Genomic DNA, 20,198 nt, shown 5'->3' with positions numbered 1-20,198 from the left:
TGCCTCTGCTATGGTTGACGACAGGAGATCGTCTGGCCGGGCGGGGTAGTTGCGTGAGGCCGATCGAGACCAGATATGCCCGTAGCGGGGACGTGCGGATCGCCTATCAGGTGGTCGGCCAGGGCTCGTTCGATCTCGTCTTCGTCCCCGGCTTTATCTCCAATCTCGACCTACAATGGGAAGACGAGGGTTACAGCCGCCTGCTTAAGCGGCTTTCGGCTTTCTCACGCCTGATTCTGTTCGACAAACGCGGCACCGGGCTTTCGGACCGAGTGGACAACCGTCATCTGCCCGGCCTGGAAACCCGCATGGATGACGTGCGCGCGGTGATGGACGCCACCGGCAGCGGCCGCGCGGCGATCCTCGGCGCTTCGGAAGGCGCACCGATGGCGATGCTGTTTGCCGCGACCTATCCGGAGCGGACGCGGGCACTCGTGCTCTATGGCGGTTATGCGCATTTCCACAAATGGGTAATGCCGCAGGAGCGCCTGGAAGCCTTCATCGAGATTGCCGAGACTTGCTGGGGCACCGGCGCGACCTTGCCCAATTTCGCGCCAGGCCGCGTGGATGACACGCATTTCGCCCGGTGGTGGGCACGGTTCGAACGGCTGTCGGCCGGCCCGACGGCCGCGGCAGCCCTTGCCCGCATGAATGCAGACATCGACGTGCGCGGCATTCTGTCCGCGATCAGCGCGCCGACGCTGCTGATCCATCGCCGCAATGACGCGCGCGTCGATCCGGAGGCCAGCCGCTTCCTTGCCACGAAGATTCGCGGCGCCCGGCTTGCTGAGATACCCGGCCGCGACCATCCGATCTGGACCGGGGACGTCGACCGGGTGGCCGACCTGATCGAGGAGTGCCTGACCGGCCAGCCGGCGGTGGCCGGCACCGAGCGGGTGCTTGCCGCGCTGCTGGTGACGCGCATCTTCGACACCGCCAAGCTGGGCGACCGCATGTGGAGCGAGCGCAGCCAACGCTTCCAGGAAACATGGCGGCTGCTGGTGGGCCGCCATGGTGGGCGGATTGCCGGCACGCATGGCGAATTGATGATCTCTCGTTTCGACGGGCCGGCGCGCGCCATACGCTGCGCAGCGGCGCTGCGCGATGCGGCGCAGCAGATCGGCGTGGCAAGCGGGCAAGGCGTGCATGTCGGCGAGATCGAAATGCGCGGCCAGCCGGTCGGCCTCACGGCGCGGGTGACCATGCAGCTCGCCACCCATGCCGGACCCGGCGACATCCTCGCCTCGCGGCTGGTCGCCGAACTGGCGATAGGCTCCGGCCTGCGTTTCATCGACGCCGGACTTGTCAGTCTCGCCGAGCTGAGCGAGCCGCTGCCGGTGGTCCAGGCCACGTCTGAACAACATCTGGAACCGGCCTGCCGCTCCAGGCCCAGGGCCCTGCAGCCAGCAACACTGACGGCGCGGGAAAGCGAGGTGGTGAACCTGATTGCCGACGGCATGAGCAATGCGGCGATCGCCGCCGAGCTGAGGCTCAGCGAGCATACGGTCAAGCGGCACGTCGCCAACATATTGCTCAAGCTGGACCTGCCGTCGCGCGCTGCTGCGGCGGCCTTCTCGGCAAGGCACACTGGCCCGGACGGGCCATGAGTGCCATGGCGCTTTCGGGCGAAGCGAAAGGGGGGTCTCTAGGACTATGAATTCTTCCCATGCAGGCCAAGCGCCGGGTGGACTCGTCACCTTCAAGAAGCAGACCGACGACCTGTTCGCGGCCGCCACGGCCAATTCGCAACGAGAAATTCCCGCCCCGGCAGTAATCGTCGGGGAGCGCTTCGCACATCTACCGCCCAAGACGATGGGCACATGGAGGATAAAATGCTGACCAAGACAGTGGACGGCGCGGCGATCAAGAAAGCGATCGAGGCCCGTGACGGCAAGATGCTGGCGAGCTTCTACAATGACGATGCGCTGGTGCGGGTGATCGACCGCAACAACCCGCCGAGCAAGCCGCGCGAAATCCGCGGCCGCGCGGCGATCAGCACCTTCTGGGACGACGTCTGCAGCCGGGCGATGACCCACAAGGTCGACGCCACGATCGCCGAGGGCGACAATCTCGCCTTCACCCAGGCCTGCGCCTATCCCGACGGCACCAAGGTGTTCTGCGCCGCGATGCTCGAATTGAAGAACGGCCGCATCGCGCGGCAGACGGTCGTGCAGGCCTGGGACGAGTAGCTCAAGAACGGATTCATCTGCAAAACAGGGAGGAGAACCAAGATGTTCAGCGCCAGATGGCAGATCGACGCCAAGTTCGGTCACAAGCAGACCGCGCTCGAGCTGATGCGGAAATGGGAGCGCGAGATCGGCTCGCAGGTCGGGCTCGCCGACCTGAAATTCCAGCTCATGACCGGTTCAGTCGGCGCACGCGAAGCGACGATCGAGACCCACCACCAGGTCGAGAGCCTGGCCCAGTTGGAGGAGTTCTTCGCCAAGATCGCTAAGATCGACGCGCACGCCAAATGGGGCAAGGAGCTGGAGCCCTATGTCGTGTCGGGCACCAGCCTGTGGAACATCTACCGCATCGTCGAGTAGCGGCCTGCGTGGCCGACCTCTCCCACAAGTGGGAGAGGTAGAGGACTTACCCGTGCGCCACCATCACATGGCGGACGGCGGTGTAGTCCTCCAGCGCGTAGAGCGACATGTCCTTGCCGTAACCGGACTGCTTCAGGCCGCCATGCGGCATCTCGTTGGTGAGCATGAAGTGGGTGTTGATCCAGGTGCAGCCATATTGCAGCCGGGCCGCGGTCGTCATGGCGCGCGAGACGTCCCTGGTCCACACCGACGATGCCAGGCCGTAGTCACTGTCATTCGCCCAGTTCACCGCCTCGTCGACCTCCGAGAAGCGGGTGACCGAGACGACCGGGCCGAACACCTCGCGGCGCACGATCTCGTCTTCCTGCAACGCTCCGGCGACGACCGTCGGCTGGTAGTAGAAGCCGGAGCCCTCGCCCGGCTTGCCGCCGGTGGTGATCTCGATGTGCTTCAATTCCGAAGCGCGCTCGACGAAGCTCGACACGCGGTCGCGCTGGCGGCGCGAGATCAGCGGCCCGATCTCGTTCTCGGTGTCGTCGGGCAGATTGTATTTGATGGTCGACGCCGCCGAGGAGAGGTCGGCGACGAGCTTGTCGTAGATCTTCTTGCCGGCATAGATGCGGCAGGCGGCGGTGCAGTCCTGGCCGGCATTGTAGTAGCCGAAGGCGCGCAGGCCGTTGACGACTGCGCCGAGATCGGCATCGTCGAATACGACGACCGGCGCCTTGCCGCCGAGCTCGAGATGCGTGCGCTTGACCGACTTGGCGGCCGCCTGCAGCACTTTCTTCCCGGTGGCGACGTCGCCGGTGATCGAGATCATGTTGACCTTGGGATGATTGATCAGCGTGTTGCCGACGCTGTCGCCGCGGCCGAGGACGACATTGACGACGCCCTCGGGCAGGATCTCCGACAGGATCCTCGCCAGCTTCAGCGCCGTCAGCGGCGTCTGCTCCGATGGCTTGAAGACGACGGTGTTGCCGCCGCCGATCGCCGGCGCCAGCTTCCAGGCCATCATCATCAGCGGATAGTTCCAGGGCGCGATGGAGGCGACAATGCCGATCGGATCGCGCCGCACCATCGAGGTGTGGCCGGGCAGATACTCGCCCGCGACCTGGCCTGGCATCGAGCGCACCGCGCCGGCGAAGAAGCGGTAGCAATCGACGATCGCCGGGATCTCGTCATTGAGCACGGCGTTGATCGGCTTGCCGCAATTCAGCGCCTCGAGCGCGGCGAACTCATTCGCTTCGGCCTCGATGCGATCGGCGATCTTCAGCAGATAGCCGGAGCGCTGCGCCGGCGTGGTGCGCGACCAATTGACGAACGCTTGTTCGGCGGCACTGACAGCCGCCTCGATCTGCGCCGGACTTGCTTCCGGCAGGTTGAGGATGGTCGCGCCGGTCTTCGGATTGAGGATCGGCTCCTCGATTTCGGTGCCCTTGTCGAATTTCGAGCCGATCAGCATCTGGGTGTCCATGGGGGTTTCTCCCTTCGCAGTAGCGAGTAGCGAGTTGCGTGCAGCGAGTTGCGAATGGCGGGCAGGGTTCGCGATCGATTTTCCCTATTCGCTATTGGCTAATCCCTATTCGCTGTTTTCATTTGCCCGAGCCGGCGATCTGGTCGCCGTCGCGGGTCAGGTAATAGGCAAAGAGGATCGGCAGCAGCGTCACCAGCACGACGACCATGGCGACGACATTGGTGACCGGACGCTGCCGCGGTCTGATCAGCTCCTCCAGCATCCAGATCGGCACAGTCTGCTGCTGGCCGGCGGTGAAGGTGGTGACGATGACCTCGTCGAAGGACAGCGCAAAGGCCAACATGCCGCCGGCAAGCAGCGCGGTTGCAATGTTGGGCAGCACGACATGCCTAAACGTCTGAAAACCGTCGGCGCCGAGATCCATCGAGGCCTCGATCATCGAGCCTGAGGTGCGGCGAAAACGGGCGACGGCATTGTTGTAGACGACGACCACGCAGAAAGTGGCGTGGCCGGGCACGATCGTCCAGAACGAGAACGGGATGTCGGCGAGCGCAAAAGCCGAGCGCAGCGCGATGCCGGTGATGATGCCGGGCAGCGCGATCGGCAGGATGACGAGCAATGAAATCGCCTCGCGGCCGAAGAAGCGCGTCCGCGAAACCGCAGCGGCGCAGAGCGTGCCAAGAACCAGTGCGATTGCGGTCGAAATGGCGGCGACGCGGATCGACAGCGACAGCGCCTCCCAGACATCCGGCCTGTTCCAGGTGACGGCGAACCATTGCGTGGTCAAGCCGGGCGGCGGCCACACAAAACTCTTCTCTTCGGTGGTGAAGGCATAGACGAAGATCAAAAGGATCGGCAGGTGCAGGAAGAGCAGGCCGCAGGCGGCGGCGATCTTCAGCCCGAGCGGAGCGGATTGGCCGCGATCAGAGCGCATCGAAAGCTCCCATGCGCTTGGCGCCCCACAGATAGAAGCCCATGATGACGATGGGCACCACGGTGAAGGCGGCGGCTAAAGGAATATTGCCGGCGGTGCCTTGCTGCGAATAGACGGCCTGGCCGATGAACAGGCGCGAGGTGCCTATGATCTGCGGGATGATGTAGTCGCCCAATGTCAGCGAGAAGGTGAAGATCGAGCCAGCGACGATGCCCGGCAGCGCCAGCGGGAAGAGCACGTTGCGGAAGGTTTGGCCGGGCGAGGCGCCGAGATCGGACGAGGCCTCGACGAGGTTGCCGGGAACGCGTTCCAGCGCCGCCTGCACAGGCAGGATCATGAACGGCAGCCAGACATAGACGAAGACGATGAAGGTCCCGGTGAAGGAGACCGACAGCGAGTTGCCGCCGACGATCGGCAACGACAGCCAGGCATCGAGCAGCCACAGCAGGCCGAGCTTGCCTAACAGCCAGGTGAGAATGCCTTCCTTGGCGAGGATCAGCTTCCAGGCGTAGATCTTGACCAGATAGCTCGACCAGAGCGGCAGCATGACGCCGAGATAGAACAGCGCCTTCCAGCGGCCGCGCGCATAGCGCGCCGCGTAATAGGCGATGGGGAACGCGATGACCGCGGAGGCGAGCGTCACGAGCGCCGCCATCGTCACCGTGCGCAGGATGATGTCGAGATTGGCGGCCTGGAACAGGTCGCCATAGGTCTTCAGCGTGAACTCGCGGTTGATCAGGCCGGAGAACTCGTCGATCGAGAAAAAGCTCTGCAAAAGCAGCGCGAAAAGCGAGCCTATATAGACGATGCCCAGCCACAGAAGCGGCGGCAGCAGCATGAGCAGCAAGAGAAGTATCGGCCGGCGCCATAAGAGGTCGGAGAGCGCCCCGCGCATGCCGCCGTTGCCGGGCAGGATGGCGGGCACAGGCTTGGATTGAAGAGCGGCGATTGTCATCGAGCCGCACCGACGATCAGATCAACGGCGGCAAGGCCGAGATCCTTCACACCCAGCTCTGACCCGGCCATCTCCCCCGCGAGGAGGGAGGTCAGCAGCTCGTCTGCCCCGCCAGTTCTGCAACGCCGAAGATTGGCGAAGCGAGTGGCGACAGCCAATCTCCCCCCTTGCGCGGGAGATGTCCGGCAGGACAGAGGAGGGTGCTTTGCACAAACCGCAATCATGCCGACTCGTCCATCAGATGCAGGTGCTCGCGGTTGAAGGTGAGCATCACCGCCTCGCCTTCGGCAGGGAGCGCGGTCCCCGCCGGCACCATGGCATGCAGCCTCAGCCCATCGGCATCGAGCGCCAGCCTTGTGGTGGCGCCGAGATAGTTGGTCCCGACCAGACGCGCGGCAACGCCATCGCCGCTCGTGGCGCCCGATACGCGGATGGATTCAGGCCTGAGGCTGCCCCAGCGATGCTGGCCGGAATAGCGCTGCACGAAATCCGGCGGCAGCACGTTGGACGAGCCGACGAAATCGGCGACGAAGCGCGTCCTCGGCCGCTGGTAAATGTCCTCCGGCGTGCCGACCTGCATGATTCTGCCGTCGTTGAAGACGGCAACACGGTCGGCCATGGAAAGCGCTTCGCCCTGGTCGTGAGTGACGAAGACGAAGGTGATGCCGAGCACCTTCTGCAGCGACTTCAGTTCCTCCTGCATGTTCTCGCGCAGCTTGAGGTCAAGCGCGCCGAGCGGCTCGTCGAGCAGCAGCACCTTGGGCTGGTTGACGAGCGCCCGGGCAAGCGCGACGCGCTGTCGTTGGCCGCCGGAGAGTTGGCCGGGGCGCCGGGCCCCATAGCCCGGCAGGCGTACCAGCGAGAGCGCCTCTTCCGCCGCCTTCAGCCGTTCGACCCTGCCGACGCCCTTGACCATCAGCCCGTAAGCGACGTTGTCGAGCACGTTCAGATGCGGGAACAGCGCGTAGTCCTGGAATACGGTGTTGACGTTGCGGCGATAGGGCGGAACGCCTTCGGCCCGCTCGCCGAAGATGGAGATCGAGCCGGCCGTCGGCTGCTCGAAGCCGGCGATCAAACGCAGGCAGGTCGTCTTGCCGGAACCGGACGGCCCGAGCATGGCGAAGAACTCGCCCGGCGCGATGTCGAGATCGACCGCATCGACGGCGCGCACGCTGCCGAAATGGCGCGAGACTTGTTTGAAGGAAACGGCGGAGGTCATGATCTGTCCTGAAGGTTCAGGCTCTCAAATTCGGGCGTCTGTGCTGCCCCTCGTCCGCCTGCCGGCACCTTCTCCGCGTGAAAGACGGGGAGAAGGGACAAACTCCAGCGCTGGCGCCCCCCTCTCCCCGTTCTTCACGGGGAGAGGGTAAGGGTGAGGGGCAGCGCCAACTTCTAAAGGCCAGGCGAACTCACCGCCCGCCGATGACGCCGATATAGTCCGACACCCAGCGGTAATAGGGCACGCACTTGTCATTCTGGCTGGCGCATTTCGAGATCGGCGTCTTCCAGAACTTGATCTTCTCGAAATTGTCGTAACCGTTGGTCTTGCAGCCCTCGTCGCCGAGCAGTTCATTGCCCTTGCAGGCGGCGGGCACGACCGGCAGCGAGCCGAACCAGGACGACACATCGCCCTGGACCTTGGGCGAGAGCGAGTGCTCGAGCCACATATAGGCGCAGTTCGGATGGGCGGCGTCGGCTTCCATCATGGTGGTGTCGGCCCAGCCGGTCACGCCCTCCTCCGGCACGGTCGAGGCGACCGGCTTCTTGGCGGCGATCAGCGTGTTCACCTGATACGGCCACGAGCCGGAGGCGACGACGCCTTCGTTCTGGAAATCGTCGACCTGGATCGCGGCGTCATGCCAGTAGCGGCCGACCAGGGTGCGCTGGGTGCGCAGCAGATCGAGCGCCGCCTTGTACTGGTCTTCGCTGAGCTCGTACGGATCCTTGATGCCCAGTTCCGGCTTGTGGAACATCAGGTAGTTGGCGGCATCGGCAATATGGATCGGGCCGTCATAGGCCTGGACACGACCCTTGTTCGACTTGCCGTCGGGCAGCTTCATCTCCTCGAAAACGACGTTCCAGCTCTTGGGCGCTTCCTTGAAGACGGTGGTGTTGTACATCAAGATGTTCGGGCCCCACTGGTAGGGCACGCCGTAATGCACCTTGTCGACGGTGAACCAGGGCGCGTCCTTGAGACGGTCGTCGACCGTCTTCCAGCTCTTGATGAGGTCGGTGTTGATCGGCTGCACGCGCTTGCCGGCGACGAGGCGCAGCGAAGCATCACCAGAAGCCGTCACCAGGTCGAAGCCGCCTTCGTTCATCAGCGAGACCATCTCGTCCGACGTATTGGCGGTCTTGACGTTGACCTTGCAGCCGGTCTCCTTCTCGAAGGCGGTCACCCAGTCGTAGTTCTTGTCGGTCTCGCCCCGCTCGATATAGCCCGGCCAGGCGACGATATTCAGCTCGCCCTCGCCCTTGCCGACTTCCTTGACCTGGGCGATCGCCTGACCCGAGAAGGTCAGCGCAACCGTCAACGCCGTGCATGACTTCAGGAATGCATTCATCATCGATCTCCCATTTTGGCGCATGACCCCGAAACCGATCCGGTTTTCAACAAGGATCACACGCAAACCTGAACGCCAGAGTTCCCATCACCCCGGCAGCCGCGCTCCCGAGCGGCTTTGTTCCCTGAGCGAAAAGTGCTGTGAAAATTCCGGTTTCGCAAATCCATTTATCAGAAAGCCGATATCGGATTTTCCGATACTCTTTCCGACGCCATTTCGGACGGAAGGTTGCGGCGAAGTCGCCGAGCCCAACCGTTCACACTTTGCTGGAATCGCTCTGATCAGAGCCGCTGCCGGACCATGCGCTGCGACTGGGCAAGTCCGATAAAGTCGCGGGCGGCCTGCGGCAGGCTGGAACCGCGGCGCCAAACCATGCCGACCTGGACGACCGGAAGCGAGCCGGAGATATCGCGGGATTCGATGCGGTCGCCTTCCAGCGACCAGGGACGATAGACGAGATCTGGCAGCAGCGCCACGCCGGCGCCGGTGGCGACGAGGCTGCGCACGGCCTCGACGGAGCGGGTGCGGAAGGCGACATGCGGTCTCGCACCGAGCGCCGACAGCAGCTTGCCGGTGTTCTCCTCGATCTCGTCGACGGTCAGCATGATCAGCGGTTCGGAAGCGATGTCGCCGATCGAGATAATGTCGGCGCTGGCGAGCTTGTGGCTGAGCGGCAGCCAGAGCCGATAGGCCGAGACTTCGAGGATTTCCGACTGCAGCGCGGTGCGATCGCGCAAATTCGACGTGACCATGACGGCGATGTCGAGCTTGCCGCCGACCAGCAGATGCTCGAGATAGTCGCCATTGTCCTCGATCGCCGAGACTTCGACGCTTGGATAGGCGCGGCGGTAGCGAGCCAGCAGATCGGAGAGCACGTAGCCGGCAACAAGCGAGGTGACGCCGAGCTGCAGCCGCCCGCCCGCTGTGAGTTGATCGCCTAGGAAAGCGCGGCGCGCATCGGAAACGTCGGCCAGGATTTTCGTCGCGTGGCGCAGGAACTGGTGGCCCTTATGGGTGATGTTGAGGCCGCGCGGGTGGCGGTCGAACAGCTCGACGCCGAGATCGCTCTCCAGCTCCTTGATCGCCTCGGTGACCGAGGATTGCGAGATGGAGAGGTTCTGCGCGGCGCCCGAGACCGTGCCTTGCTCGGCGACGGCGACGAAGAACTGGAGCTGGCGGATGGTGAAGGCCATGACCCGACTAAACACCGGCGCGGCCGGGAAGGAAAGCCGTTGGCGGCTCCGGCGCTAGGCCGTCGCAATGCTGAGACGCGCGCCGGCCTGGCTGAGCGCGGCGGCGATGTCGCGCGGCGGCGGCTGGTCGGTGGCGAGCTCGGAGAAACCGTCGAAGCCGCAGACCTGAACCAGGCCCTGCCGGCCGAACTTGGTATGGTCGGTGACGACCAGCGTGCGTTGCCCGCGCGACAACACCATGCGGGCGAATTCCGCCTCCTCCAGCTCGTAGTCGGTCAGGCCGGCGACGGCGTCGACCGCGCCGATGGAGATCACCGCGTGGCTGACCGAGAAGCGGCTTACGAATTCGATCGCCGCGACTCCGAGGGCCGCGCCTGAATCGCTGCGTAGCTCGCCGCCGGCCATGTAGACCTTGTTGCCGTTCACCGTCGCCAGCGTACGGGCGATGTCGGACGAATTGGTGACCACCGTCAGGCGGCGATGGCCGAGCAGTTCGCGCGCCAGGAAGGACGTGGTGGTGCCGGTGTCGAGCATGATCGACTCGCCGTCGCGGATGGTGGCCGCGACCATGCGGGCAATCAGACGCTTTGCTTCGGCATTCTCGCGCATGCGGCGCTCGAACGGCGCCTCGCCTGTCATAGAGCGCAGGCTGACGGCGCCATGCATCTTGAGCAATGCTCCGTCATCCGTCAGCGGTTTCACGTCGCGCCTGACCGTCTCCAGCGACACGCCCAGGCGCTCGGCCAGGCTGGCGATGGTGATCGTGCCCTCCTCACCGAGGAGCCGCAGGATCTCGCCGTGCCGTTTCGAGTGGATCATGTGGATGTCCGGGATTTTGACCGATTCTACGGCATTCCTAACGCTTTTAAAGGAATTGCTCATATTTTCGGGCAAAACACCCAAAAAAGGTCACAGCTTTTTATTGACAGCAACATCACGCTGGCGTGAGATTGTTGTCGTGACAGGCTCGGAACTGCCACAGGAGGGTGATGGCAGAGCCGCAATCGACTGACCAGATTTTCTGGAACGTGCCTGACGCGAGCTTTTTTCGAATCCGCGGGGGCGGATGCCGGGATCCTAAGCCTGGCCAAGGGGCTCGTCGGTGTGGTGAGGGATATCAATCCCGGCATCCCGCACCGACGAGGCCTTTCTTTTTTCTCTCATCGCTTTGTGAGAAACCGGCGCTTTGTCGTAAGCCGGCCGAAGCAGGACCGAACCCGTGAGCGCCGCCGTAACCACCGAAGACCGCATCCGCGCTCTGCCCTGCTGGAGCGGCGGCATCGAGATCGAGCCGCTGCCGGGCGGCCTCAGCAACGCCAATTATGTCGTTACCGACGCCGCCGGCCGGCACGTGGTGCGCTTCGGCCAGGACTTCCCGTTCCACCATGTCTTTCGCGAGCGCGAGGTGATGACGGCGCGCGCGGCGCATGCCGCCGGCTTCGCGCCGGGCGTGCACTACGCCGAGCCCGGAATTCTGGTGACCCAGTTTCTCGGCGCCAGGACCTTCCTTGCCGAGGATGTGCGCGCCGATCTCGGCCGCGTGGCGGCGCTGCTGCGGCGCTTTCACCGCGAGATGCCGAACCACGTCTCCGGCGCCGGTTTCATGTTCTGGGTCTTTCATGTCATCCGCGACTATGCGCGCACGCTCGAGGAAGGTGGCAGCCGCAAGAAGGACGAGCTGCCGCGCTATCTCGCTTTAGCCGACGAGCTCGAACGGGCGCAGAAGCTTTTGCCGATCGTCTTCGGCCACAATGATCTTTTGCCGGCCAACATCCTCGACGACGGCAAGCGGCTGTGGCTGATCGATTTCGAATATGCCGGCTTCAACACGGCCATGTTCGACCTGGCCGGGGCCGCCTCGAATGCGGGCATGAGCGACGAGGAATCCTTCGCCTTCCTGACCGCCTATTTCATGAAGGAGCCGGACAGCGAGATCCGCCGCTCGCACGCGGCCATGCAATGCGCCTCGCTGCTGCGCGAGGCAATGTGGAGCATGGTCTCCGAGATTTATCTCGACGCGCCCGGCATCGATTACGTCGCCTATACCGAAGAGAACCTGGTGCGGCTCGACGCTGCACTGGAAAACTACCGGACGAGATACGGGACAAGATCATGACTTTGCCCAGCCATGCCGGGATCGTGGTCATCGGCGGCGGCATCATCGGCTGCTCGACCGCCTATCATTTGGCGCGCGACCACAAGGCCGACGTGGTGCTGCTGGAGCAAGGCAAGCTGACCTCGGGCTCGACCTGGCACGCGGCCGGACTGGTCGGGCAGCTGCGCTCGTCGGCCTCGATAACCCGCGTGCTCAAATATTCCGTCGAGCTCTATAAGGGGCTCGAGGCCGAAACGGGACTGGCGACCGGCTGGAAAATGACCGGGTGCCTCAGGCTCGCCACCAACGCCGATCGCTGGACCGAGTTCAAGCGATTGGCGACGACGGCAAAAAGCTTCGGCATGGACATGCAGCTGCTGTCGCCCGCCGAGGTGAAGCGCATGTGGCCGCTGATGGAAACCGGCGACCTCGTCGGCGCCTCCTGGCTGCCGACCGACGGTCAGGCCAGCCCCTCCGATATCACGCAATCGCTCGCCAAGGGCGCGCGCATGCATGGCGCAAAACTGTTCGAGGACGCGCGCGTCACCGGATTCGAGATGACGGGCGGACGCATCACCGCGGTGAAGACCGAAAAGGGCGACATTGCCTGCGACAAGGTGGTGAACTGCGCCGGGCAATGGGCAAGGCAGGTCGGCGCGATGGCCGGCATCAACGTGCCGCTGCAGCCGGTCAAGCACCAGTACATCATCACCGAGAAGCTCGAGGGGCTGGCCAACGACGCGCCGACAATCCGCGACCCCGACCGCCGCACCTATTTCAAGGAAGAGGTCGGCGGGCTGGTGATGGGCGGCTATGAGCCGAACCCGCAGGCCTGGACGACTGAGCCCCCCGGGGGCGACGTGCCCAACGACTGGGAGTTCCGCCTGTTCGATGATGATTACGACCACTTCGAGCAGCATATGGCGCAGGCGATCGAGCGGGTGCCGGCGCTGGCCAATGTCGGCGTGAAGCAAATGATCAACGGGCCGGAGAGCTTTACCCCGGACGGCAATTTCATCCTTGGTGTCGCGCCCGAATGCGCCAACATGTTCGTCGGCGCCGGCTTCAACGCCTTCGGCATCGCGTCCGGCGGCGGCGCCGGCTGGGTGCTGGCGCAATGGGTGGTCGACGGCGAGGCGCCGCTCGACCTCTGGGTGGTCGACATCAGGCGTTTTTCCAACCTGCACCGCGACCGGCAATGGGTCTGCGACCGCACGCTCGAGGCCTATGGCAAGCACTACACCATCGGCTTCCCGCATGAGGAATATCTCTCGGGCCGGCCGCGCATCGTCTCGCCGCTCTATGAGCGGCTGAGAGAGCACCGCGCCGTGTTCGGCTCGAAGCTCGGCTGGGAGCGGCCGAACTGGTTCGCGCCCGACGGCGTAGAGCCGGAAGACATCTATTCAATGGGCCGGCAGAACTGGTTCGAGGCGGTCGGCGAGGAACATCGGCATGTGCGCGAGAAAGTCGGCATCTTCGACCAATCCTCCTTTGCCAAATATGAGATGACCGGGGCCGATGCGCTGAGGGCGCTCGACTGGATCTGCGCCAACGACATCAACAAGCCGGTCGGCCGGCTGACCTATACGCAGCTTCTCAACACGCGCGGCGGCATCGAAGCAGACCTCACGGTGGCACGGCTCGGCGAGGACAGGTTCTACATCGTCACCGGCACCGGTTTCCGCACGCATAATTTTTCGTGGATCGGCGACCATCTCGGCCAGGGACTCGACGCGGCGCTGAAAGACGTGACCGAGGATTTCGGCACGCTGTCGCTGATGGGGCCGCGCGCCCGCGACGTGCTGTCGGCGGTAACGGGTGCGGATGTCTCTAACGCCGCCTTCCCCTTCGGCCACGCGCGCGAGATCGACATCGCCGGCCACACCGTGCGGGCGCTGCGGGTGACCTATGTCGGCGAGCTCGGCTGGGAGTTGCATGTGCCGATTACCGCGACGGGCGAGATTTTTGATGCCCTCATGGCAGCCGGGAAACAGCATCGCATCCGCCCGGTCGGCTACCGGGCGCTGGAATCGCTGCGGCTGGAAAAGCGCTATCGCGCCTGGGGGGCGGACATCACGCCGAATGACACGCCGCAGGAAGCGGGCCTCGGCTGGGCTGTGAAGCTCAGGAAGAACAACGGCTTCATCGGGCGGCGGGCGCTGGAGAAAGCGGCCGGCCAGCCGCTGACAAAACGCTTTGCCGGCTTCACGGTCGACGATCCGGACGTCGTCCTGGCCGGACGCGAGACGATCCTGCGCAACGGCCAACCGGTCGGCTATCTCACCAGCGGCGGCTATGGCTATACGGTGGAGAAGAACATCGGCTATGGCTATGTGCGCAACGCCGATGGCGTCAGCGACGACTTCCTCGCCTCCGGCGCCTATGAACTGGTGGTGGCGATGGAGCGCACGCCGGCAAAGATCCATCTCGAGCCGATGTACGATCCGGCCGGAGAGAAGATAAAGGCTTAAGCGAGGAAAGCGGTCAGCCGACGCGCAGCACGAGGCCTCTGCTTGGCACCGCATCGCCCTCGCCGGGCATCGACGCGTAAGGCCGTGTCTCTTCAAGCCGGGTTATGACGTCCTCCGCTTCGAGCACGGCGATCCGCTCGGCAAAGCCGGCCTGCCAGAGCGTGTTCTTGATCGTCAGCACGATGATGCCGCCTGGACGGCAGATGCGGATCAGTTCGTCCAGCCCCTCGACGCCGACATGGCCGGAGGTGAAGACGCCCGCCGAAACGATGCCGGCATAGGCGCCGTCCGCGAAAGGCAGGGCGCCGCCCAGCGCCAGACGATGCAGCGCCGTGTAGACGCCCTTGGCGCCGGCCTTGTCCAGCATGCCTTGCGAGATGTCGAGCGCCTCGACACGAGGATAGCCGGTGATTGCGAGCCATTCGCCGATCAGCCCGGTGCCGGCGCCTGCGTCGAGCACAGGTTCCGCGCCGCGCGGCAGATGGCGGGCCAGCAGGGCCAGGCAGATGGTCGGATGGCGATAGCCGGCCGCCGACATATCGGCGTCGTAAGTTTCGGCCCAGCTGTCGTAGATTGCGGCCACCTCGTCCGGCCGTGTTGCGGCATAGGCCGCGCTTAGCGCGCTGTTGTGCTTGCCGTCCGCCATTGCCGCTCCCGCCGCCGATTCGTGTCGGCCATGGTAGCCAAGCGGCAAAAACTGTGGAACCGTTCCGCCATAAACATGGCGTGATGGTTAAGGGGGTGACGATGGAAGAGGCGCGCGCGGCGCTGGCCGCCATTCCGGCGCTTGCCGGATACAAGGGGCCGCTGGAGCGGCTGGGCGGCCTTACCAACCGTGTCTACAAGGCCGGCGAGGTCTGCCTGCGCATTCCCGGCAAGGGCACGGAGGAATATATCAACCGCGCCAACGAGGCGGTGGCGGCGCGCGAGGCGGCCAAGGCCGGCGTCAGCCCGGAGGTGCTTTTTGCCGACCCCGCATCCGGCTTGATGGCAACGCGCTTCGTCGCCGACGCCGAGACCATGTCGCCGGAAAAGTTCAAGGCCAGGCAGGGAAGTCCGGCGCGCGCGGGCGCAGCCTTCCGAAAGCTGCATTCGTCCGGCGCGGTCTTCCCCTTCCGCTTCGAGCTGTTTGCGATGATCGACGACTATCTGAACGTACTGTCGACCAAGGATGTGGCCCTGCCGCCCGGCTATCACGACGTGGTGCGCGAGGCGGGCAGCGTGCGCGAAGCATTGGTCGCGCACCCGATCCAGCTTGCTGCCTGCCACTGCGATCCGCTCTGCGAAAACTTTCTCGATACCGGGGAGCGGATGTGGATCGTCGACTGGGAGTACTCCGGCATGAACGATCCGTTGTGGGATCTCGGCGACCTCTCGGTCGAAGGCAAGTTCGACGCCGGCCAGGACGAAGAGCTGATGCGCGCCTATTTCGGCGGCGAAGCAAGGCCGGCCGAGCGCGGCCGCGTCGTCATTTACAAGGCCATGTGCGACCTGCTCTGGACGCTGTGGGGGCTGATCCAGCTCGCCAACAACAACCCGGTCGACGATTTCCGCGCCTATGCGGACGGACGCTTCGCCCGCTGCAAGGCGCTGATGGAGACGCCCGAGTTTTCACGCCACCTCGCCGCAATACGAAAGGGCTAATTGACGCCCTTCGGCACATTCTCGGGCGGCACGACGGTCTCGACCACCTTCTGGCGATGGAAGATGAAGATGCCGGCGAGCACAACGATGGCCGAGCCGGCGAGTATCCGCGGGCTCGGCACATCGCCGAAGAAGACCAGGCCGAAGACAATGGCCCACAGGAGCAGGCTGTAATGCAGCGGCGCCAGCGTTGACGCCGGCGCCAGCTTCAGCGCGCGGGTGATCATCAGATGGGCGGCGCAGGAGACAATGCCGAGCAAAAGCATGGCGCCGAAATCGAGCGCCGACGGCGTACGCCAGGCGCCGATGGTCAGAACGCCGCCGACAATCAACGTGCCGATGGTCTGCCAGGTGACCAGCGTCGTGTCACTGGTTCCGCGCAAACGCCGGCCGAGAATGATGGCGAAGCCGAAGGCAATGCTGCCGATCAGCGCATAGGCCGATGACAGCGAAAACGCGGCCGACGAGGGCTTCAGGATGATCAGCACACCGCAGAAGCCGACCAGGATCGCCAGCCAGCGCCGCCAGCCGACCTTCTCGCCGAGCAGGAGATGCGAGAGCGCGGCGACATAGATCGGTCCGGCCATGTAGAAGCTCATCACGTCCGCGAGCGGCAGATAGACGACCGAGGCATAGAACAGCCCGGTGTCAAGCGTGGTCGCCGCGACGCGCAGGACCTGCAGCACCGGCCTTTCCACCTGAAAAAGCTTGCCCGCGCCCTGGTTGGCGATCATCGGCCCGAGCACCAAGAAGGCGCCGATGGAGCGAACCAGCACCACTTGGCCGACCGAGAAGGAAGCGACCAACCATTTGCCCATCGCGTCGTTCAGCGCGAACATGAAGTCGCCGGCCAGCATCAAGAGAATGCCGGCGAGCAGGACATTCTTGATCGTGAGATTGCGGGCGAGGAACTGGGCCATGCCCGGCTCCCTACTCGCAATCTGTCGCTTTGAGGAGGAAAATTCGAACGATCCGTAAGACCAGCGGCGGAAATCGGCTGGCGCTACGCGGATTTGTGCCTGCGGTTGACGCTCTCCGGCCGACCGGCAATCGACAGCCGCGTCTCCTGTCGGGTCCGTTCGGCTACCACCTTGCCCTTGGCGATGACACAGAGGCGCTCGGGGCGCAGGCGGACGGCCTCGATCGGATTGCCGGCGTCGAGCACGACAAGGCTCGCCCGCTTGCCGACGGCCAGACCGAGATGATCAAGCCCCATGATGGCGGCGTTGACGCTGGTGACCATGTCGAAGCAGCGCGTCATGTCGGCCGGGCTCGACATCTGCGCGACATGCAGGCCCATGAAGGCCACGTCGAGCATGTCCGCCGTGCCCAGCGAATACCATGGGTCGAGCACGCAGTCCTGGCCCCAGCCGACGCGGATGCCGAGCGCCAGCATCTCCTTCACGCGGGTCAGGCCGCGCCGCTTGGGGAAAGTATCGTGGCGCCCCTGCAGCATGATGTTGATCAGCGGATTGGGGATCGCAGAGACGCCGGCCTCGGCGATCAGCGGCAACAGCTTCGAGACGTAGTAATTGTCCATGGAATGCATCGAGGTGAGGTGCGAGCCCGCCACCCTGCCCTGCAAGCCGAGGCGCTGCGTTTCATAGGCAAGCTGCTCGATGTGGCGCGAAAGCGGGTCGTCTGTCTCGTCGCAATGCATGTCGACCATCAGGCCGCGCTTCGCCGCGATCTCGCAGAGCTCCGTCACCGAGCGCGTGCCATCGGCCATGCTGCGCTCGAAATGCGGGATGCCGCCGACGATGTCGACGCCCATATCCAGCGCCCGGATTGTGTTTTCGCGGGCCGTCGGCGAGCGATAAAACCCGTCCTGCGGAAAGGCGACAAGCTGCAGGTCGAGATAGGGGGCGACCGTTTTCTTCACGTCCAGCAGAGCTTCCACGGCAAGCAGCCGGTCGTCGCAGACATCGACATGGGTGCGGATGGCAAGCAGGCCCATCGACACCGCCCAGTCGCAATAGGCGAGCGCGCGGTCGCGCACCGCCTCATGCGTCAGGAGCGGCTTCAACTCGCCCCAGAGCGCAATGCCTTCGAGCAGCGTGCCCGAAGCGTTGATGCGCGGAATGCCATAGGAGAGCGTGGCGTCCATATGGAAATGCGGATCGACGAAGGGCGGCGAGACGAGATTGCCGCGCGCATCGACCTCGCTCCGAGCTGCGCCTTGCAACTGAGGCTCGATCGCGGCGATGGTTTCGCCAGCGATGCCGATATCGGCGATCCTGCCGTCCGGCAGCGTGCCGCCGCGCACGATGAGGTCGAAATCCATGTCGTCATCCCTTTGGTAGAAATCAGCGTATCGTGATCGGAAAGGCGGCCCGCCGCAGCCGTTTCTTCCCTGCCGGCGTTTCCTCCGGCGCCAACTCGCTCTATAAGCCGCCTCTCGCCCCCGTGGCGAATCCGAAATTTGATAAGCCAGACACAGGATCGGCCGTTTGTTTCGCTTCTTCCGCTCGACGGAGAACCAGCGCCTTGTCGCAAGGCTGGTACGAGAATCTTTCCGGGAGCATAAATTCGGCTATGGCGCGGCCATTGTGTCGATGCTGGTGGTGGCCGCCATGACGGGGGCAAGCGCATGGATCCTGAAGGAGATCACCAACGAATTCGTGGTCTACAAGAGAGCGGATCGCATCAACCTGATCGCGGCCGCGGTCGCCGCTATCTTCGTCCTCAAGGGCCTGGCGACCTTCGTTCAGGCCTATTTCATGAGCCGGGTCGGCAATGCCATCATCGCCGATAGGCAGCGAAAGATCTATGACCGGATCCTGGCGCAAGGCATCGAATTCTACCATTCGACCTCGTCGTCCGACCTGATCACCCGCATGACCAACAACGCCCAAGCCGCGCGCAGCGTGCTCGACCTCGTCGTCACGTCCTATGTGCGCGATCTGGTGACGTTGATCGTGCTGGTCGCAGTGATGGTCTGGGAGCAGCCGGCGCTGTCGCTGATCTGCTTCGTCGTCGGACCGGTGGCGATCTACGGCGTCAACAGCATTCTCAAGCGCGTGCGCCAGATCGCCAAGATGGAATTCCGCTCGCTCGGCCAGATCGTGCATGTGATGCAGGAAACGGCAATCGGCGTGCGCGTCGTCAAATCCTTCAATCTCGAAGGCGCGATGCGCAAGCGCATGTACAAGGCCGTGTCGGACGTCCAGAACCGCGCCAACAACATCGCGACGCTCGAGGCAGCCACCAGCCCGGTGATGGAAACGCTTGCCGGTCTGGCGATTGCCGGCGCAGTCTTCATCAGCGGCTTCCTGGTGCTGCAGGGCGGCCAGATGCCGGGCAACATCATGGCCTTTATCGGGGCGCTGCTGCTCGCTTATGAGCCGGCAAAGCGGCTGGCGCGCGTGCGCATCTCGCTGGAGACCGGCATCGTCGGCGTACGCATGATGTTCCAGCTTGCCGACCGGCCGCTGACGCTGGCCGAAAAGCCCGGCGCCAAGCCGCTGCAGCCGGGCCCGGGCGAAATCCGCTTCGACAATGTCAGCTTCGCCTATCCCGAGAGCCCGCCGGTTTTCGAACAGCTCAACCTGACCCTGGCGGCCGGCAAGATGACGGCGCTGGTCGGACCTTCCGGCGGCGGCAAGTCAACGATCCTCAACCTGATCATGCGCATGTACGACCCGCAAAGCGGCAAGGTCATGTTCGACGGCCAGGACATCTCCTTCGCCACGCTCGATTCACTCAGGCAGAAGATTGCCTATGTCAGCCAGGACACGTTCCTGTTCGCCGGCACCATCATGCACAACATACGTCTCGGGCGTCAGGACGCGACCGACGAGGAGGTGATCGCCGCGGCCAAGGCCGCCAACGCGCATCACTTCATCAGCGCCATGGTCAAGGGCTACGAGACGGAGGTGGGCGAGAACGGCTCGTTGCTGTCCGGCGGCCAGCGCCAGCGCATCTCGATCGCGCGCGCCATGCTGCGCAATGCCGAGATCCTGCTGCTCGACGAGGCGACCAGCGCGCTGGACGCCGAGTCGGAAGCGCTGTTCCGCGACGCGCTGCAGCAACTCACGGTCGGACGCACGACCATCGTCATCGCGCATCGGCTGTCAACGGTGCATCAGGCCGACACGATCGTGGTGCTGGAAAACGGCAAGGTGCTGGAAAGCGGCCCGCACAAGTCCCTGCTCAAACAGGGCGGACTCTATCAGAAGCTTTATGAATATCAGCTGATGCCGTGACGCCGGCGCTTACCCTCCCCGTTATGGGGAGGGTCGCTGCGCAGCAGCGGGGTGGAGGTGCGGCGCCGACCGACCCGGACCTTCGGTCCGACCTCCCCACAGAGGGGCCCACAAGGG

18 protein-coding genes are annotated in these 20,198 nt (G+C 64.3%); 8 read left to right on the top strand and 10 right to left on the bottom strand.

The genetic code is table 11. From position 1 onward, the window contains the following. The first annotated feature begins 53 nt into the window (after window positions 1–53). The 3 genes from P9228_RS04245 to P9228_RS04235 all read left to right on the top strand — a co-directional run bounded on the left by P9228_RS04245 (window position 54) and on the right by P9228_RS04235 (window position 2,546). Complete coding sequence (locus P9228_RS04245) at window positions 54–1,607, top strand: alpha/beta fold hydrolase (protein ID WP_127214949.1); 1,554 nt, start codon at window positions 54–56, stop codon at window positions 1,605–1,607. Between the two features lie 225 nt (window positions 1,608–1,832). Further along, window positions 1,833–2,189, top strand: coding sequence for a nuclear transport factor 2 family protein (locus P9228_RS04240; RefSeq protein WP_278052481.1), 357 nt, complete (start codon window positions 1,833–1,835; stop codon window positions 2,187–2,189). A 42-nt stretch (window positions 2,190–2,231) separates the two neighbouring features. Next, window positions 2,232–2,546: a hypothetical protein gene (locus tag P9228_RS04235; RefSeq protein ID WP_095777575.1), complete on the top strand. Its 315-nt coding sequence runs from the start codon at window positions 2,232–2,234 to the stop codon at window positions 2,544–2,546. Window positions 2,547–2,592: 46 nt separating this feature from the next. Here the strand turns inward: P9228_RS04235 and P9228_RS04230 are convergent, their stop codons facing one another. The 7 genes from P9228_RS04230 to P9228_RS04200 all read right to left on the bottom strand — a co-directional run bounded on the left by P9228_RS04230 (window position 2,593) and on the right by P9228_RS04200 (window position 10,485). After that, window positions 2,593–4,020, bottom strand: a complete 1,428-nt coding sequence (locus P9228_RS04230) for a gamma-aminobutyraldehyde dehydrogenase (protein WP_095777576.1) — start codon at window positions 4,018–4,020, stop codon at window positions 2,593–2,595. Window positions 4,021–4,138: 118 nt separating this feature from the next. Next, entirely contained in the window at window positions 4,139–4,954 is an 816-nt protein-coding gene (locus P9228_RS04225; protein WP_278052480.1) for an ABC transporter permease, read from the bottom strand. Further along, window positions 4,944–5,849 (bottom strand): ABC transporter permease, encoded by a 906-nt coding sequence (locus tag P9228_RS04220; protein WP_176477564.1) that lies wholly within the window; start codon window positions 5,847–5,849, stop codon window positions 4,944–4,946. The genes P9228_RS04225 and P9228_RS04220 overlap by 11 nt, the downstream gene beginning before the upstream one ends. A gap of 280 nt (window positions 5,850–6,129) precedes the next feature. Further along, window positions 6,130–7,128 carry an ABC transporter ATP-binding protein gene (locus tag P9228_RS04215; protein ID WP_067003595.1) on the bottom strand — a complete coding sequence of 333 codons (999 nt, stop codon included), beginning with the start codon at window positions 7,126–7,128 and terminating at the stop codon, window positions 6,130–6,132. Window positions 7,129–7,318: 190 nt separating this feature from the next. Continuing rightward, complete coding sequence (locus tag P9228_RS04210; protein WP_127403212.1) at window positions 7,319–8,473, bottom strand: ABC transporter substrate-binding protein; 1,155 nt, start codon at window positions 8,471–8,473, stop codon at window positions 7,319–7,321. 281 nt (window positions 8,474–8,754) lie between these two features. Then, entirely contained in the window at window positions 8,755–9,666 is a 912-nt protein-coding gene (locus P9228_RS04205) for a LysR substrate-binding domain-containing protein (protein WP_067003593.1), read from the bottom strand. Window positions 9,667–9,720: 54 nt separating this feature from the next. After that, complete coding sequence (locus tag P9228_RS04200; protein WP_095799264.1) at window positions 9,721–10,485, bottom strand: DeoR/GlpR family DNA-binding transcription regulator; 765 nt, start codon at window positions 10,483–10,485, stop codon at window positions 9,721–9,723. A 4-nt stretch (window positions 10,486–10,489) separates the two neighbouring features. Here P9228_RS04200 and P9228_RS04195 point away from each other — a divergent pair, with 4 nt between their 5' ends. The 3 genes from P9228_RS04195 (at window position 10,490) to P9228_RS04185 (ending at window position 14,232) form a co-directional block, all read left to right on the top strand. Continuing rightward, window positions 10,490–10,678, top strand: a complete 189-nt coding sequence (locus P9228_RS04195) for a hypothetical protein (protein WP_127214944.1) — start codon at window positions 10,490–10,492, stop codon at window positions 10,676–10,678. 207 nt (window positions 10,679–10,885) lie between these two features. Beyond that, complete coding sequence (locus P9228_RS04190) at window positions 10,886–11,782, top strand: phosphotransferase family protein (RefSeq protein ID WP_278052479.1); 897 nt, start codon at window positions 10,886–10,888, stop codon at window positions 11,780–11,782. After that, the gene (locus P9228_RS04185) at window positions 11,779–14,232 is read left to right on the top strand and encodes an FAD-dependent oxidoreductase (RefSeq protein ID WP_278052478.1); all 2,454 of its coding nucleotides are present in this window, start codon (window positions 11,779–11,781) and stop codon (window positions 14,230–14,232) included. The genes P9228_RS04190 and P9228_RS04185 overlap by 4 nt, the downstream gene beginning before the upstream one ends. 13 nt (window positions 14,233–14,245) lie before the next feature. On the opposite strand, the gene P9228_RS04180 is transcribed toward P9228_RS04185, so the two are convergent. Continuing rightward, the gene (locus P9228_RS04180; RefSeq protein WP_067324354.1) at window positions 14,246–14,878 is read right to left on the bottom strand and encodes a class I SAM-dependent methyltransferase; all 633 of its coding nucleotides are present in this window, start codon (window positions 14,876–14,878) and stop codon (window positions 14,246–14,248) included. A gap of 95 nt (window positions 14,879–14,973) precedes the next feature. Between P9228_RS04180 and P9228_RS04175 the strand changes: the two genes are divergently transcribed. Further along, window positions 14,974–15,876, top strand: coding sequence for a phosphotransferase family protein (locus P9228_RS04175; protein ID WP_278052883.1), 903 nt, complete (start codon window positions 14,974–14,976; stop codon window positions 15,874–15,876). Here P9228_RS04175 and P9228_RS04170 read toward each other — a convergent pair. Together P9228_RS04170 and P9228_RS04165 are read right to left on the bottom strand one after the other, a co-directional pair. Continuing rightward, entirely contained in the window at window positions 15,873–16,796 is a 924-nt protein-coding gene (locus P9228_RS04170) for a DMT family transporter (protein WP_278052477.1), read from the bottom strand. The genes P9228_RS04175 and P9228_RS04170 overlap by 4 nt on opposite strands. Window positions 16,797–16,879: 83 nt before the next feature. Further along, complete coding sequence (locus tag P9228_RS04165) at window positions 16,880–18,160, bottom strand: amidohydrolase family protein (protein ID WP_127247565.1); 1,281 nt, start codon at window positions 18,158–18,160, stop codon at window positions 16,880–16,882. A gap of 166 nt (window positions 18,161–18,326) precedes the next feature. Here P9228_RS04165 and P9228_RS04160 point away from each other — a divergent pair, with 166 nt between their 5' ends. Continuing rightward, on the top strand, window positions 18,327–20,081 hold the full coding sequence (locus tag P9228_RS04160) for an ABC transporter ATP-binding protein (protein ID WP_127247564.1): 1,755 nt from the start codon (window positions 18,327–18,329) through the stop codon (window positions 20,079–20,081). Window positions 20,082–20,198: the final 117 nt, after the last annotated feature.

It is taken from the genome of Mesorhizobium sp. WSM4898 (assembly GCF_029625845.1).
Taxonomy (GTDB): Bacteria; Pseudomonadota; Alphaproteobacteria; order Rhizobiales; family Rhizobiaceae; genus Mesorhizobium.
Note: the sequence above shows the minus strand (reverse complement) of the source record. Positions and strands in the feature narration are given on the sequence as shown.

Bases quoted from the DNA above. Each gene is read 5' to 3' on its own strand.
- P9228_RS04170 (WP_278052477.1), bottom strand. From the start codon at position 16,796: ATGGCCCAGTTCCTCGCCCGCAATCTCACGATCAAGAATGTCCTGCTC.
- P9228_RS04200 (WP_095799264.1), bottom strand. From the start codon at position 10,485: ATGATCCACTCGAAACGGCACGGCGAGATCCTGCGGCTCCTCGGTGAG.
- P9228_RS04195 (WP_127214944.1), top strand. From the start codon at position 10,490: ATGTCCGGGATTTTGACCGATTCTACGGCATTCCTAACGCTTTTAAAG.
- P9228_RS04210 (WP_127403212.1), bottom strand. From the start codon at position 8,473: ATGAATGCATTCCTGAAGTCATGCACGGCGTTGACGGTTGCGCTGACC.
- P9228_RS04235 (WP_095777575.1), top strand. From the start codon at position 2,232: ATGTTCAGCGCCAGATGGCAGATCGACGCCAAGTTCGGTCACAAGCAG.
- P9228_RS04165 (WP_127247565.1), bottom strand. From the start codon at position 18,160: ATGGATTTCGACCTCATCGTGCGCGGCGGCACGCTGCCGGACGGCAGG.
- P9228_RS04225 (WP_278052480.1), bottom strand. From the start codon at position 4,954: ATGCGCTCTGATCGCGGCCAATCCGCTCCGCTCGGGCTGAAGATCGCC.
- P9228_RS04220 (WP_176477564.1), bottom strand. From the start codon at position 5,849: ATGCGCGGGGCGCTCTCCGACCTCTTATGGCGCCGGCCGATACTTCTC.
- P9228_RS04240 (WP_278052481.1), top strand. From the start codon at position 1,833: ATGCTGACCAAGACAGTGGACGGCGCGGCGATCAAGAAAGCGATCGAG.
- P9228_RS04215 (WP_067003595.1), bottom strand. From the start codon at position 7,128: ATGACCTCCGCCGTTTCCTTCAAACAAGTCTCGCGCCATTTCGGCAGC.
- P9228_RS04185 (WP_278052478.1), top strand. From the start codon at position 11,779: ATGACTTTGCCCAGCCATGCCGGGATCGTGGTCATCGGCGGCGGCATC.
- P9228_RS04205 (WP_067003593.1), bottom strand. From the start codon at position 9,666: ATGGCCTTCACCATCCGCCAGCTCCAGTTCTTCGTCGCCGTCGCCGAG.
- P9228_RS04230 (WP_095777576.1), bottom strand. From the start codon at position 4,020: ATGGACACCCAGATGCTGATCGGCTCGAAATTCGACAAGGGCACCGAA.
- P9228_RS04180 (WP_067324354.1), bottom strand. From the start codon at position 14,878: ATGGCGGACGGCAAGCACAACAGCGCGCTAAGCGCGGCCTATGCCGCA.